Here is a 14,069-nt window from a genome sequence, read left to right on the forward strand (position 1 = left end):
TCGAGACCGTTATCAACCAAACGGTTGAACATCTGAGACGCCGGCATGTAGCACCTCGACGTGTACTCGCGGACCATGCGCAGGGTGCTGAAGGTCGGGGCGAGCTCGGCCATGCTGTCCTTCATCATCTCTACCCATCCCACGGGGACACCGGTCTCCCCGCGGTGATAGAAGGTGGGCGCGATCTCTTGCTCGATGAGTTGGTAGAGGGCGCGCGAGTCGAGCCAGTCTTGGTGTCCCTCGTCGGGGCTGCTGCTTTCGTCGCCGATCGCCCAGCCGAGGCCCTTGCGGTACCCCTCGGCCCACCAGCCGTCGAGGATCGAGCAGTTCAACCCGCCGTTGGGCACGACCTTCATGCCGCTGGTGCCGCTGGCCTCCAGAGGGCGGCGCGGGTTGTTGAGCCAGACGTCCACGCCCTGGACAAGGCGTCGGGCGACGTGCATGTCGTAGTCCTCGAGAAAGACCATCCGTGTCCGAGCCCCCTCGTGGCGGATGAACTGGACGATGTCCTGGATCAGCTTTTTGCCGCCGTCGTCGCGGGGATGCGCCTTTCCGGCGAAGACGAACTGGACGGGCCGCTCGGGGTGGAAGAGCAGGCTCTTGAGACGCTCCTTGTCCTTGAAGAGCAGGGTGGCCCGCTTGTATGTCGCAAACCTTCGGGCGAACCCGATGGTCAGGACGCGCGGGTCCAGGATGTCTTGAACGCTCCTGAGGTCGATTGTCCCCGTCTGGGCCCGCAGGCGCTTGCGGAGGTGGGCCCGGCAGAAGCGCACAAAGTCACCGCGGGCGTTTTCTCGTGACTCCCACAGCGCCTCGTTGGGGATGTCGCGGACCTTGGCCCACATCTGGCGGTCGCTAGGGTCGTCACGCCATTCGGGGCCGATGTGTTTGTCGAGCAGAGCGCCGATGCGGTTGCCCACAAATGTCATCGTGTGGATGCCGTTGGTCACCGCGTCCACCGGCACGTCTTCCAGCGGGTAGTCGGGCCAGCGGTCTTGGAACATCTCGCGCGTGACTTGGGCGTGGAGCTTGCTCACGCCGTTCACATGGTTCGAGTTCTCCATGGCAAGGACGGCCATGTTGAGGGGCTCGGCCTCGTCACCCTTGTTGATGCGGCCGAGGCGGAGGAACTGGTCGAACGGCATCCCCAGTTCGCCGACGAGCTTGGAAAGGTGCTTCTCCAACATCGGCTTTTGGAAGATGTCAAACCCCGCCGGGACGGGAGTGTGCGTCGTGAAGACGTTGCCGGCGACCACGCACTTGCGGGCGGTGCGTAGGTCGCAGTTGTGCTCGGTCATGAACTGGCGGAGCCTTTCCAAGCTCAAAAATGCGGCATGGCCTTCGTTCATGTGGCAGACGGTCGGCTTCTTGCCGAGGACCTGCAGGGCCCGGAAACCGCCGATCCCCAGGATGATTTCCTGGCGGATGCGCATCTCCTCGTCGCCGCCATAGAGGTTGTCGGTGATGGACTGGTCGACGGCCGCGTTGTCGAGGATGTTGCTGTCGAGCAGGTAGAGCTCGACACGGCCGACTTGGGCCTTCCAAATCTGGCAGGTGACGGCGCGGTCGGGGAACTCGACCCGTACCCGCACCGGGTGGCCGTCGTCGCCACGCACCAAGGTCAGGGCCATCCGGTAGAAGTCGTGCTGCGGATAGACCTCGACCTGCCATCCGTCGGGGTTCAGTTGCTGACGGAAATAGCCGCGGGAATAGAGCAGTCCGATGCCGACCAGCGGGATGCCGAGGTCGCTGGCCGCCTTCAGGTGGTCACCGGCGAGGACGCCAAGGCCGCCGGAGTAGATCGGCACCGACTCGCTGATCCCGAACTCAAAGCAGAAATAAGCGATGTTCGTCGAGGCGCGTTCGCCGGGGTACTTCTGGTCGAACCACGTCTCCGACGCCATGTACTCGCGCAAGTCCTTCACGCAGAGTTGCAGGCGGGCCAGGTACACCTCGTCCTTCAGGAGCTCGTCCACGCGGTCGCCGGAGAGCTGGTTGATCACCTCGATAGGGTTCTGGTCGGTGGCGCGCCACAGCTCCGTGTCGGCGTCACGGAAGAGTTGCTGCGACTCATGGTGCCACGTCCAGCGCAGGTTGTACGCCAACTCCTTGAGCCCGGCCAGCTCCGGCGGGAGTTCTCGGACGACTTCGAACGAATGGGCGTACTTCAAACTGCGCATGGCGACCAGTTACATTATGGGTCGCCCTTGACCGTATATTTACTGGACTCACCGCCAGTTCGGGACGCGCCCGGGCTGTGTGGCGCCCTAGTTGTAGGGCACCCCTTGCACCCACGACCGGAACATCGCCGCCTGGGACTCGCTCGGTCCGGCGACGACCGCGCCGTCCGCGTCGACGCCAAACGACTTGGCGGCGAGGCGGCAGTCCACCGGCCCCAACCCGTCCACCCAGGCGTCGTAGAGCGGCCCCAGCTGTTCGCCACCGTAGCGGACGACCAGTTCTCGAATACGCGAGTCGCGGTATCCGGGCCCGCCGTGGCACTCCTTGTAGAGTTGACGCACCACGTCGTCCAAGCTGTGCTTGCCCTTGCTTTCGGCCCGGACCGCCCAATCGAGGGCCTGGCCGACGACGGCTCCCTTGCTGTAATAACTGAGGCCACCGTAGCCAAAGCTGCCCCGGACATCCCACACCTTCAGGCTGGCCTCGCTGGCCGTCACCTTTTGGGCGCCCGCCGACTTGTTCAGGTTGTCGCAAGACCGGAACATGCCCCGCACCGTCTGTTGCGGGTCGTTGAGGCCGGCGCGCATGGCGAGGACGTCGGCGTAGTAGTCGGTGACCCCTTCCAGCCACCAAAGCGTCGACGATTTGGCCGCCTTCGTGTAGTCAAACGGGCCGAGCGGCAGGGCGCGCACCGTCTTGACATTGACGCAGTGGAAGAACTCGTGGAAGATGATGCCGGCCATCTGTTTGGCGTCGCTCCCGTACGCGCCGATACGGCAGGACTCCAGGTGCTCAAGGCCCCCGCCTCCTCCGCCGAAGTCGAAGAAGAACCGGTACTCCTTCCACGGCAGGTCACCGACCAGGCGCAGGGTCTGTTCCGCCGCCTGGGCACCAACTTTGGCGAATCCCGACATGTCGGCGGGGATCCGGCCCGGCCCATAGCCGACCGCGATGACTTTGCGCCCGCCGAGGTCGACTTCGGCTGACTTGACCGTCGTCCCCATCACGAGCGGGCTGTCGATCAGGCGGTCAAAGTCTGGGGCGGTCCAGCCTTCTGGCGTCGTCCGAAGCGCTGTCTCGGTCTTGGCGTCAGCGCCATAAGGGTTGGCGATCGTGAGGGTCTGCTTTTCGGCCGCATGGCCGTCAAACCAACCAAACACGCCGCCACCGCTGATAAACAGCTCGTTGGCGCGGGCCCTCAGGTTGGGGCTGAAATTGCCGCGGGATTCGGCGACGGTGTACGTGACGGTGTCAGCTCCGCCCGGTACCGACCAGAGGTCTGGATCGGAGTCATTGTGGTCGGCCTGCACGGACGTGCCCTTGAGGGTGAAGCTCACGTCGCTGATCTTCTTGCCGTAGTGGACCAACTCATAGTCCCCCGGGATCCATGAACACATGCGGAAGGCCTTACTGGACCGGCCCGGGGCCAGAGTGACGGTGACCTTGGCCGTCCGGGTCTCGGGCTGGGGCACCACATGGTAGTGCGCCGCACCGGCAAGGGTCGAGAGGACGGCGAGTCCCAGGGTCAAGCTCGTGCGCGCCATTGTGCCAATAGTTCCTTTTCTCGTTCGGGGGCAAGGCCGGGCCTCGAGTCGGGCACACCCGACTCGTCCACCCAGGCCATCAAGTCTCTGACGGTCTCGGCCAGCGGTCGGGTACGCAATCCCGCCGCGCGCGCCGCTGACGTGTCGGCAAGGGGAAACTTCTTGCGCAGGTAGATGGGCAGCTCCGTCCAGTCTTGGACGTTGTTCTCGGTGAGAAACGCGTCGCTGACATGGACGGGCCGACCGCCGGTCCCTGCCGACGCGGCCTCGACCAGGGCGCCAAAGGTCAGGTCGGCATTGTCCACGTTGAAGACTCCGGTCACTGACTGTTCGAGCAAGTTGACCTGGAAATCGGCCAGGTCGCGGACGTCCACGCTCGTCACCCGCTTCTCGGCCGCGTCGGGCACGAGGACGTCACCACCCTCTCGGAACCGGTGGGGCCAGTAGGTGAACCGCCAGGTGTGGTCGTGCGGCCCGATGATCACGCCGGGTCGGACGATCGTCGCGAGGTCGCCCAGCGCCTCGCGCAGAACCACCTCGGTCGCCACCTTCATGGGGCCGTATGTCTCGCTGGTGATCTCCCCGTCGCCGAAGTCCGGCCCAGAGAGCCGGTCGGTCTCAACGACAAACGGCGGGTTGTCGTCGGAGTAGACGGAGATCGTGGAGACGTAGAGGTACCTGCCGACCCGGCTCCCGAGGAACGACGTGCTGGTTTGGAGGTCGACCGCCCGATAGCCGCATGTGTCGACGACGGCGTCCCATGTGCGGTCAGGCAACCGGTGCAGGTCGGTCTTGCGGTCGCCGAGGACAGTCTCGACCTGGGGGAAGACGTCGGGGCCAGACTGGCCCCGGTTGAAGTGGGTGACCCGATGACCTCTGGCGAGGAGGGCGTCGGTGAGGGCGCGGCCGACGAACTTCGTGCCGCCGATGACGAGGACGTCCATGGCTCGCCCCATTATAGGGGTCTTCGGGCCTTGTGGTGGCGACTAGACCGAAACGACGACCGGAATGACCACGGGCCGTTGCTGGCACTTGCGCTGGACGACCCGCTTGGTGACGTCGACGATGACGCCCTCCAGGGCCTCGCGGGACTTGAGTTCGGCGGGTTTCAGCTTGGCCAGTTCGTCGCAAAGGGTGTCGAGGGCGTCCTCGATGACTTCGCCAGGGCCGCTGAACCCGCGGACTTGGGCTTCGGGCCGACCTTCGAGGTGGCCTGCACCCAGGTCGGCGGCCAGCGAGACGACGACGACCCCGTCCATTGCCAGGGCCGACCGTTGCCCCAAGACCGTGTCGGTGACCGGGACGTTGCCATGTTGGTCGATGAGGACCTCGCCCCATTCGACGGACTTCTCGTCAACCCACGCCTTCTGGTCGTCGAAGCAGAGTTGCGACCCGTTGTGGATGTGGAACATCCGGTGTTCGGGGTGGCCCATCGCCTTGACCATGTCGAGATAGAGCAGTTGATGGCGGGGCTCGCCGTGGACGGGGGCGACGTAGAACGGCTTGGTCAGCTGGACCATCATCTTCAGTTCGTCCTGGTAGCCGTGGCCGCTGACGTGGATCGGGGTCGGGGCGTCGGTGACGACGTTGGCCCCGAGGCGGATCAGACGGTTGACCGTGCGCCAGATCATCCCCTCGTTTCCGGGGATGGGGCGGGCGGAGTAGAGGACGGTGTCGCCCTCGACGATGCGGAGGCGGGAGTACTCCTGCCGCGACATCTGGCTCAAGGCTGCCATTGGCTCGCCTTGGCTGCCGGTGACAAGGATGACCACCTTGTCCGCCGGTTGCTTGTTGATCTCCTCCAGGGGCAGGTACACGCCCTCGGCGACGTTGAGATAGCCCGTGCGCTGGCACATGCGGACGGTCTCGTCCATCCGGCGGCCGGCGACAGCGACCTTGCGGCCCAGCTCTTTGGCCACGTCGAACACCTGCTGCATCCGGTGGATGTTGCTGCTGAACATCGTCACCATGATCCGCCCGGTGGCCTTGGCAAACTCGCGGCGGTATCCCTCGGTGACCGCCGACTCGCTGGGGCCCCAGCCCGGCCGGTCCACGTTGGTCGAGTCACTGAGGAGGACAAGGACGCCCTCGTCGCCCAACTCGGTCAACCGCTTGATGTCGCTCGGTTGGTTGTCGACCGGGGTGAAGTCGAACTTGAAGTCGCCGGTGAACAGCACCGCCCCGTGGGGGGTGTGCACGGCCAAGGCGCACATTTCCGGAATCGAGTGGGTGAGGCGGACCGGTTCGACTTCCAAGGCCCCGACCTTGACGCGCTTGCCCGGTGCCATCCGTTCCAGGTTGACCTTGAGGAGTTTGACCCGCTCTTCCAACTTGGCCCTCACCATCGCTTCGGTGAACTCGGTGCAGTAGATGGGGCAGTCGAACTCGGTGACGAAGAAGGAGAGGGCACCGACGTGGTCTTCGTGGGCGTGGGTCAGGAAGACGGCTTTGAGGCGGTGCTTGTTCTGCCGAAGGTAAGTGAAGTCGGGGACGACGATGTCGACGCCAAAGTGTTCTTCGTGGGGGAAAGACAGTCCGCAGTCGACCAGCACCAGGTCGTCACCCATCTCCACGACGGTGCAGTTCTTGCCGATCTCACCTGCACCACCGAGGGGGATGACCTTGAGCAAACTCATTACTTCAGGTCAGGGTACCTCTGGAGGCTGGCCCTGGCCAGGACAGGGGTTGACTGAGAGGGCGAGGCGGCGCTGGGCGAGGTGGGCCCGCCAGTCCCACGAGTCGGGGTCGTCACACACTCTGAGCGGCTTGGGAGAGATGGCCCGTGAGGCAAGGGTGGCCAAGGTTTTGGCGACACCCTCGGACAGAGGGTATGCGGTGTCGGTGTAAGGCTTGGTCCGCGAACAGGCCGCGCAGACGGCGCGCAGGTGGAGGGGGCGGTTGCACCCGCTGCCGATGTTCTCGACCGTGACCATGGGCTCACCGCAGGACTCGCACCGCCCCCCGCAACGCTTGTTCACCTGCCGCTTGGCCGATTCTGGGATGCGGCTCTCACGCAAGGGCAGTCCGCCGCCCAACAGCCACCAGAGACGCTCGCCGAACACGACCTGCTTTTCGGCGGAGATGATCGTGCCCGTCGCCAAGGCCCCGCGGAACTGTCGGACAAAGGACGCCTGGTTGCGGCACGGCTCAGAGCAGTAGGGGCTGGAGAGTCCGTGATGGACGGCGTCACAGTTGGGGCACCGGAGCGGGTCCTCGGGGACGGCTTGGGGCTGGTCACTGTCGGCCAGCAGAACGTGTCGGAGTACCGACCTTGCCTGGTCTTCGAGGCTCTGGCCAAGGTCACCGACCGGGGGCAGGCTGGCGACGAGTCGGGCGGACGAGGTGGCGATGGCACCGTCATTATCGCCTGAACGGCCCGGCCGTCGGGACGGTGCCTGAGAATCTGCCGGGTTCTCGTCACAATTTGTCGCGTGACCCGCTATGACCGCCAGTCCATTACCTTTGCGATGGCCCTTTCCCTCCTGGCAGGTTATGTCGATGCATCGGGGTTCCTGTCGACGGGCGGTCTGTTCGTCTCGTTCATGAGCGGCAATTCGACGAGACTCGGGGTCAAGAGCGCGGCCAGCCAAGGGCTGATGGTGGTGCTCATCTTCGGCGTCATCGCGCTCTTTGTGTGCGGGGTCATCGCGGGGACGCTGGTCTCGCGGTTCTCGGGTGACCGGCGCAAGACGGCTGTCCTTGGTCTGGTCGTGACCTTTCTCTTGGTCGCCGCCGTCGCCCTCTCCATCGGCTCGACCTACGTGGCGACTGCTTTCATGGTCATGGCCATGGGGGCGGAGAACTCCGTTTTTCAGCGGGACGGCGAGGTGAGTATCGGCGTGACTTACATGACCGGGACGCTTGTGAAAATGGGCCAGAACCTCGCGGCGATGCTGCTGGGTGGCTCCAGGACATCCTGGTTCCCCTACTTCCTTCTCTGGGTCGGGCTCGTGAGCGGGGCCACCCTGGGGGCGTTGACCCACGCGCACCTGCGGTCTTTCAACCTCTGGCCCGCCTGCGTCCTGGCCCTCGTCCTGCTGGCTTATTCGCCAAGGGTCAAGGTCAGCGCCGCAGTACCGAACGAGTAGGGGGTGGCTTGACAAGCCAGGGGGAACTGGCTGCCGGACTAGGATTCGAACCTAGACGTACGGCACCAAAAACCGGTGTCCTACCGTTAGACGATCCGGCAAGCCGAGTGCGAGGATACCCCCGCACCACGCTTACTTGCGACGGGCCCGTCGGGCCACTGCGGCGGCCATGCCGCCGGCTACGAAGAGGGTCGCCGGCTCAGGGACGGGTTCCCGTCCTCCGTCGTCGCCCCCGCCTCCCCCGAACGGAACCAGGATACTGACCGCAGGGATCAGGACGCCGGGGTTGAACCCGGTGGGGATGACGGGTGGGGCCATGAGGCTCGGCACGCCTGGTTCGATGAGGGCCACGAGCTCGGCTGGGGCGGCCTCCAACTCCGCCGGAGCCGTCATCGCGACAAGGTCGCTCGGGACGGTCTCACCAGGCCGCTCGACCCCAGTCAGGTCGCGGACTGTCTCGTCACCGGGTTCCATGTCGGCGAGGACCGGCTGGTCCGGCTTGTCGCTACCGCGCATGAGCGGGTTGCCGCACGACGCCTTAAGCACCGGCTGACCGGATTTGTCGACCCAGATCTTGGTGCCTTTCCGATAGAAGATCGAGCGGGCCCGCAGCTCACCGGACTCGGGGACGTTGTAGACGAGGAAAACCCCGTCTTCCTGGGTCGCGCCCAGTCGGAGCCCCGACATCATGTCGATGACCTGTTCACGGGTCATGCCGAAGTGGCGCTCGTAGCGGTCCATGACGGTGCGGTCGTTCTTGATCTGCCGCATCAGTTCGGCATGGTTCCTCACCGATTTGTTGAGGAACGCGTTGGGTTCGGCGCGGCCGGTGACCGCGTCCCCAGGTTGCCGGTGGTACTGAGTCAAAGTTTGGGCTGGGGCGACCATGGCCATCAACCCAAGGACCGCCATGACGAGGCCAAGGCGCTTCATACCGCGGGAGTCCCTTCCATCCTGCAGACCGACCGACTCGACCAATATGTGACGGCCGAACACCGTAACATTACCATGTGCGCGGCGTGGGCTTTGGCTCCGACTTCCATGTTCGTTTGACGACGCCATGAAAAGCCTGTTCTGCAAGAGCTAGGTCAGAACGGGCTTTTCCCAAAGAATCTAGTTAGATTTCCTGTTCGAATCTGGCATCCATGCCGGCGCGGGCGCGGTTCGCCCTGTCAATAACCTCTAGGGCGTCTTTGGCGGCGGCCTGCTCGGCCTCCTTCTTGCTGCGGCCGTCTCCTTCGCCCATGACCTCGTTGTCGAAGATCACTTGGACCGTGAACCGGCGCTCGTGGGCCGTCCCACCCTCCCGGGAGACCCGGTAGACCGGCGTCTTTCTCCATAAAGATTGCGCGACTTCCTGGAGGCGGGACTTATGGTCGTTCGGGCTGACGTCCCCCGCACTGACTTGCATCAAGTAGGGGTGGAGTTGCTCAAGGACGAACCATCGGGCCTTTTCCAGACCCGACTCGATGTAGACCGCGCCGACGACCGCCTCGAAGATGTCGCACAAGACGGACGGGCGCGTCCGCCCTCCGGTGGTCTCTTCACCGGGGCCGAGGACGAGGTGCTGGTCCAGGCCGAGGGTCAGCGCCCGCTCGGCCAAGGGGCCCTCCTGGACCACGGACGAGCGGGCCTTGCTCATCATCCCCTGGTCCCAATCGGGCTGGTGCTCGTAAAAATATTGGGCGACGATGAGGCCGACGACAGCGTCACCGTAGAACTCCATCCTTTCGTAACTGTCTTGCACCGAATTGGCCGCCGCGGAGCGGTGGCACATGGCCACCCGGAACAAGTCCTCGCTCTTCAGGGGGATTGCTTTCGGGATCATGTGCGGAGTTTGTCGAGGGCCTCGGCGATGCGGGAGATGCCTTTCTCGATGTTCGATCGGCTGGTGGCATAGCTGAGGCGGAGGTGGCCCGGCCCCTCGAACACCGATCCGGGCACCGTGGCGACATGGGCGTCGGCGAGGAGGCGCTCGGCCAGCGCGAGGTCGTCGGGAATGTCACCGCCGATATGCTCCCGGAAGTCGGCAAAGAAGTAGAACGCGCCCTTGGGTTCGGCGATCTTCACGCCGGGGATCTGCCGGAGGAGCTTGACCCCGATGTCGCGACGGGCTTCAAACTCGGCCCGCATCGCCTCCACCTCGGCCGGCGGTAGGTTCAGGGCGGCCACCGCGCCAGCCTGGGCGAACGTCGTCGCGTTGCTCGTCACCTGGTCTTGCAGGTTCGCCATCGCGGCAGCGACCGGCTTGGGGGCGACGGCGAAGCCGATGCGCCAACCGGTCATCGCGTAGGTCTTGCTGCAGCCGAGGATGGTCACGGTTTGGTCGGCGACGTTCTTTCCCAAGGTCGCGACCGAAACGTGCTGGTGGCCGTAGGTCAGGCGCTCGTAAATCTCGTCGCTGATGATCCAGACCCCGTGCTTGACCGCCAACTCGGCGGCGGCCCTCAGCGTCTCCAGGGGCCAGGCCCCGCCAGTCGGGTTGCTCGGCGAGTTGATCACGATGGCCTTCGTGCGCGGGGTGATCGCCCCGGCGATCTGCTCGGGTGTCGGCACGTAACCGGACTCGATGCCGGTGTGGACTACGACGGGGGTGGCGCCGGCCAGACGGACCTGGTCGGCATATGTCATCCAGTACGGGGCAAAGAGGACCACTTCGTCGCCCGACTGGACGAGGACCATCATCGTGTTGTAAAGGCTGTGCTTCGCGCCGCAACTCACGACGATCTGGTCGCCCGTGACCTCCAGCCCGTTCTCCCGGGAGCACTTTTCGACGATGGCCTGGCTGAGGGCAGGGAGGCCTCGGCTGGGGGCGTACTTGGTCAGGCCTTTGTCGATCGCCTCCTTCGCCGCCGTGTTGGCGGCGTCCGGACTGTTGAAGTCGGGTTCGCCCGCGGCAAAGCTGATCACGTCGATACCCTCGGCCTGCATCTTCCGGGCCCGGGCGGTCATGGCCAGCGTCGGCGAGGGCTTCAGAAGGGAGGTGCGGTCGGCAAGGGCCAGGGTGTCCACTGAACCTGCATAATACCGGACGATGCCCCCCACGGACCGACGTCCGCCCAGGTTCGGCCCGACCTTGGCCGGGGTGTGCGTGTTGGCCTTGGCCGTCCACGTCCTCTGGGGCGGGTCGGCCCACTTTGGGCCGGCCGAGTTGATCGGCGCGTTCGGCCGACCAGGCGCGGACGACCCGGTGGCCACGGTCTTGTGGCAGGTCCGGTTGCCGCGTGGCCTGGGCGCAGGTTTGGCCGGAGCGCTCCTCGCCGTCGTCGGGGCGGCGTTCCAGTCGCTGTTCCGCAACCCTCTGGCCGAGCCCTACGTCGTCGGCGTCAGCAGTGGGGCGTCGGCGGCGGGGGCCCTTGCCGTCGTCGCGGGGGTCGCGGGCGGGCTTGGGCTCCTTGTGGCGGCTTGGCTGGGCGGTATGGCGAGCCTGGCCCTGGTGTTCGCCCTGGGGCGGCCCCAAGGGTCGGCCTCGGTGGGCAGGCTCCTGTTGGCCGGTGTCGTCGTCGGCACCTTGCTCGGTGCCGTCACCGTCCTTGTGCTCCTGATGGGGCACCGCGACACAAACCAGGTCTTGCGGTGGATGATGGGTTCGACGACCCCCATGTTTTGGGACCGCGTCGGCGTCTTGGCGGTGGCTTTGGCGGCGGGGACGGCGGTCCTGGCCCGCCAGGCCAGGGCGCTGAACACGGTCGCGATGACGGGGCAATTGGCCGACACCATGGGGGTCGACGCCAAGTCGTTGACAAGGACGGTCCTTTGGACCGGGTCGGCGATGGTCGGGGTCAGTGTCGGGGCGGTGGGGCTCGTCGGGTTTGTCGGACTGGCCGCACCCCATATTGCCCGGACCCTCCTGGGGCCGGACCTGCGGCGGACCTTACCGGCGTCCATGGCCCTGGGGGCGGCGATGCTCCTCGTGGCCGACGTGCTCGCCATCCGGTTGCTGCCTGGCATCGAGCTACCGGTCGGGGCGGTCACCGCCGTCTTGGGCGCCCCGCTTCTCCTCTACTTGTTGCGCGACCGCGAGATCTATTTGTAAGGGTTGCAGAGCGGGTCACCGACGACGAGGTCTTTCCACTTGACCACCGGCGACGCCATGTAGAAACTTTCGGCGAGGTTGTATCCGGAGACGTACCGGTCGAAGAGGATGTCGGGCCGCGCAAGGGCGAAAGTGTAGGGCTCGCTGACGTAACCCTTCACCCCGGTGACCCCCGAGGAAATGAGATCGGCGATCAGGCTTTGTCCGCCGGTGGTCCGCTTGAACGTCCGGGCGCTGGTGGACACAAACGTCTCGCACAAGGCGCCCGGAAGAAACTTGATTCCACGGTAGACCTTGAGGTTGAACTTGCCGTCGTTGCTGCCCCAGGTGATGTATCCCATCACGGCGCGTCCGGGGTCACCGTAGACGGCGCTGTTCTCGACGACCGCCTCCTTACCCGCCTTTCGCAGGAGCCCCGCCGCCGTCGCCATCGTCCCCTGGAGTTCGCCATAGCCGCCCGTCGTCCGGTTGCCGGCCTCGTCCATGTAGAACGGCCCGGCCACGGGTTTGGCGGCCAGAGAGTGGTCGACCAGGCCCTTGGCGTCCTCGATGGTGTAACCGTCCAGCCGGGTGACCAGATACATGTTGAACTTTGCGCTGTCGAAGTGCTCCTTCTTGCCGAAGTAAGGGTTCATGCTCTTGCGGATCTCCTCCTCGGTCAGCTTGCCGATGCCGGGCATGTCGCGGTTCATCACCGCGAGGTAGGCGTCGGTGCTGGGGCCCCCGCCGTCCCCGATGCGGATGGGGACACCTTTGGTGAGCACGATGTAGTCGATCCGGGTCTTGCTCGCCTTGACCGCCTTCTGGACCGGCTTGAGCAGGGCGTAAGTGAACTCGTCTTTGCTCACGGTCTCGGTCTGGCTCATGTCCACCGTGACCACATTTTCTTTGGGAATGTTGCGCTTGAGCCGGTAATAGCCCCCGATGGAGCGACTCTCCAGGCTCGCCATGTTGATGACGACCATCACGTGCGACGTCTCGTCCTCCGCGGGGGCTAGGAGGGTCGGGTAGATGAGGACGGGAGCGAGGAGGTAGGTGAGCATGGGCCTTCGAGTGTTACAACGCTTCAGTTCTTTTTGACGAGGGGCAAAAGACCGTCGTGTCGTTTTTTTGTCGGCAGGGCCATCATGGTGGCAGGTACCAAGGCTCCATGACCACGGCCGCACAAAGCAATGAATGGACCAGGGCATACCTGGAGAACGACGCCGCCTACGACGGTCTCTTCTTTGTCGCGGTGAAGACGACAAAGATCTTCTGCCGGCCCGTGTGTCCGGCGCGGAAGCCGTTTCCCAAGAACGTCGAGTTCTTCGAGTATGCCAAGGACGCTTTGACGGCGGGGTACCGGCCCTGCAAGCGGTGCCGCCCCATGGACATGGGAGTCAAGCCGCCGGAGTGGGTACGGCCGGTCATATCGATGGTCGAGGCCGAACCGCAGACACGGTGGCAGGCCCGTCACCTGGTCGAGCAAGGCGTCGACCCGGCGCGGGTCCGGCGATACTTCAAGCGCCAGTACGGCATGACCTTCGCCGCGTACTGCCGGGCGCGGCGCCTGGGGACGGCGATGGACGCCCTGCGCCGGGGTCAGATGGCATTGGAGGCAGGCATGGACAGTGGGTTCTCGTCAAGCAGCGGGTTCCGGGCGGCGTTTGACCGGGTGTTCGGGGTGAGTCCGAACCGGGTCGGCCACTTGTGCACCGTGACGATGCGGTGGTTTGATTCGCCGCTCGGGCCCTTGGTGGGTTGCGCGACGGACACCCATCTTGTCTTGCTTGAGTTTGCCGACCGGCGCATGCTGGAGACCCAGATGAAGACGCTCCAGAACCGACTGGGTTGCGTCGTGGTCCAGGGCCCCAGCGGACTGCTCGACGAAGTCGGCCGCCAGTTGGACGAGTATTTCGCCGGCCAGCGGACCAGGTTTGATGTCCCCCTAGCGACGCCGGGCACTCCGTTCCAGGAGGAAGTGTGGCGTTATCTGTGCACGATCCCCTTTGGCGAGACGCGTTCTTACGGCCAAATGGCCAAGGAACTTGGTAGGCCGGACGCCCAGCGGGCGGTGGGCAAGGCCAACGGAGACAACCGGGTCGCGATCATCGTGCCGTGCCATCGGGTCGTCCGGTCGGACGGCACGCTGTGCGGCTACGGCGGCGGGCTCTGGCGCAAGAAACGGCTCCTCGAGCTTGAATCTGGCCAATGCACCTTGGCGGGCGTCGAGGACTGAGC

Annotated in this window: 13 protein-coding genes and 1 tRNA gene; 4 read left to right on the forward strand and 10 right to left on the reverse strand. The window is 65.1% G+C overall.

The features are described 5' to 3' along the window. From glgP to KF857_08375, 5 genes are all read right to left on the reverse strand, one after another. Positions 1 to 2,180: alpha-glucan family phosphorylase (gene glgP, locus KF857_08355; protein MBX3112006.1), on the reverse strand; the 2,180-nt coding region annotated here is incomplete at its 3' end. An 87-nt stretch (positions 2,181 to 2,267) separates the two neighbouring features. Further along, positions 2,268 to 3,725, reverse strand: a complete 1,458-nt coding sequence (locus tag KF857_08360) for a hypothetical protein (protein ID MBX3112007.1) — start codon at positions 3,723 to 3,725, stop codon at positions 2,268 to 2,270. Next, on the reverse strand, positions 3,707 to 4,669 hold the full coding sequence (locus KF857_08365; protein MBX3112008.1) for an NAD-dependent epimerase/dehydratase family protein: 963 nt from the start codon (positions 4,667 to 4,669) through the stop codon (positions 3,707 to 3,709). The genes KF857_08360 and KF857_08365 overlap by 19 nt, the downstream gene beginning before the upstream one ends. A 42-nt stretch (positions 4,670 to 4,711) precedes the next feature. Then, on the reverse strand, positions 4,712 to 6,361 hold the full coding sequence (locus KF857_08370; GenBank protein ID MBX3112009.1) for a ribonuclease J: 1,650 nt from the start codon (positions 6,359 to 6,361) through the stop codon (positions 4,712 to 4,714). A gap of 9 nt (positions 6,362 to 6,370) precedes the next feature. Then, positions 6,371 to 6,826, reverse strand: coding sequence for a hypothetical protein (locus KF857_08375; GenBank protein ID MBX3112010.1), 456 nt, complete (start codon positions 6,824 to 6,826; stop codon positions 6,371 to 6,373). Between the two features lie 75 nt (positions 6,827 to 6,901). Between KF857_08375 and KF857_08380 the strand changes: the two genes are divergently transcribed. Continuing rightward, entirely contained in the window at positions 6,902 to 7,096 is a 195-nt protein-coding gene (locus KF857_08380; GenBank protein ID MBX3112011.1) for a hypothetical protein, read from the forward strand. Between the two features lie 60 nt (positions 7,097 to 7,156). Continuing rightward, positions 7,157 to 7,813, forward strand: coding sequence for a DUF1275 domain-containing protein (locus KF857_08385; protein MBX3112012.1), 657 nt, complete (start codon positions 7,157 to 7,159; stop codon positions 7,811 to 7,813). 27 nt (positions 7,814 to 7,840) lie between these two features. On the opposite strand, the gene KF857_08390 is transcribed toward KF857_08385, so the two are convergent. The 4 genes from KF857_08390 to KF857_08405 all read right to left on the reverse strand — a co-directional run bounded on the left by KF857_08390 (position 7,841) and on the right by KF857_08405 (position 10,825). Then, positions 7,841 to 7,914, reverse strand: a tRNA-Gln gene (locus KF857_08390). Positions 7,915 to 7,945: 31 nt separating this feature from the next. After that, positions 7,946 to 8,746 (reverse strand): hypothetical protein, encoded by an 801-nt coding sequence (locus tag KF857_08395; protein MBX3112013.1) that lies wholly within the window; start codon positions 8,744 to 8,746, stop codon positions 7,946 to 7,948. Between the two features lie 184 nt (positions 8,747 to 8,930). Then, a complete protein-coding gene (gene rnc, locus KF857_08400; protein MBX3112014.1) occupies positions 8,931 to 9,641 on the reverse strand; it encodes a ribonuclease III in 711 nt (236 codons plus the stop codon). Then, positions 9,638 to 10,825 (reverse strand): pyridoxal phosphate-dependent aminotransferase, encoded by a 1,188-nt coding sequence (locus tag KF857_08405; GenBank protein MBX3112015.1) that lies wholly within the window; start codon positions 10,823 to 10,825, stop codon positions 9,638 to 9,640. Before KF857_08405 ends, rnc begins: the two co-directional genes overlap by 4 nt. A gap of 22 nt (positions 10,826 to 10,847) precedes the next feature. Here KF857_08405 and KF857_08410 point away from each other — a divergent pair, with 22 nt between their 5' ends. Continuing rightward, positions 10,848 to 11,849 carry an iron ABC transporter permease gene (locus KF857_08410; GenBank protein MBX3112016.1) on the forward strand — a complete coding sequence of 334 codons (1,002 nt, stop codon included), beginning with the start codon at positions 10,848 to 10,850 and terminating at the stop codon, positions 11,847 to 11,849. Here KF857_08410 and KF857_08415 read toward each other — a convergent pair. Further along, positions 11,840 to 12,892, reverse strand: coding sequence for a TIGR03790 family protein (locus KF857_08415; protein MBX3112017.1), 1,053 nt, complete (start codon positions 12,890 to 12,892; stop codon positions 11,840 to 11,842). The two genes, KF857_08410 and KF857_08415, sit on opposite strands and share 10 nt — an antisense overlap. 107 nt (positions 12,893 to 12,999) lie before the next feature. Here KF857_08415 and KF857_08420 point away from each other — a divergent pair, with 107 nt between their 5' ends. Beyond that, positions 13,000 to 14,067 carry a bifunctional transcriptional activator/DNA repair protein Ada gene (locus KF857_08420; protein MBX3112018.1) on the forward strand — a complete coding sequence of 356 codons (1,068 nt, stop codon included), beginning with the start codon at positions 13,000 to 13,002 and terminating at the stop codon, positions 14,065 to 14,067. Positions 14,068 to 14,069: the final 2 nt, after the last annotated feature.

The sequence above is a fragment of the Fimbriimonadaceae bacterium genome (assembly GCA_019638795.1).
Lineage (GTDB): Bacteria > Armatimonadota > Fimbriimonadia > Fimbriimonadales > Fimbriimonadaceae > JAHBTB01.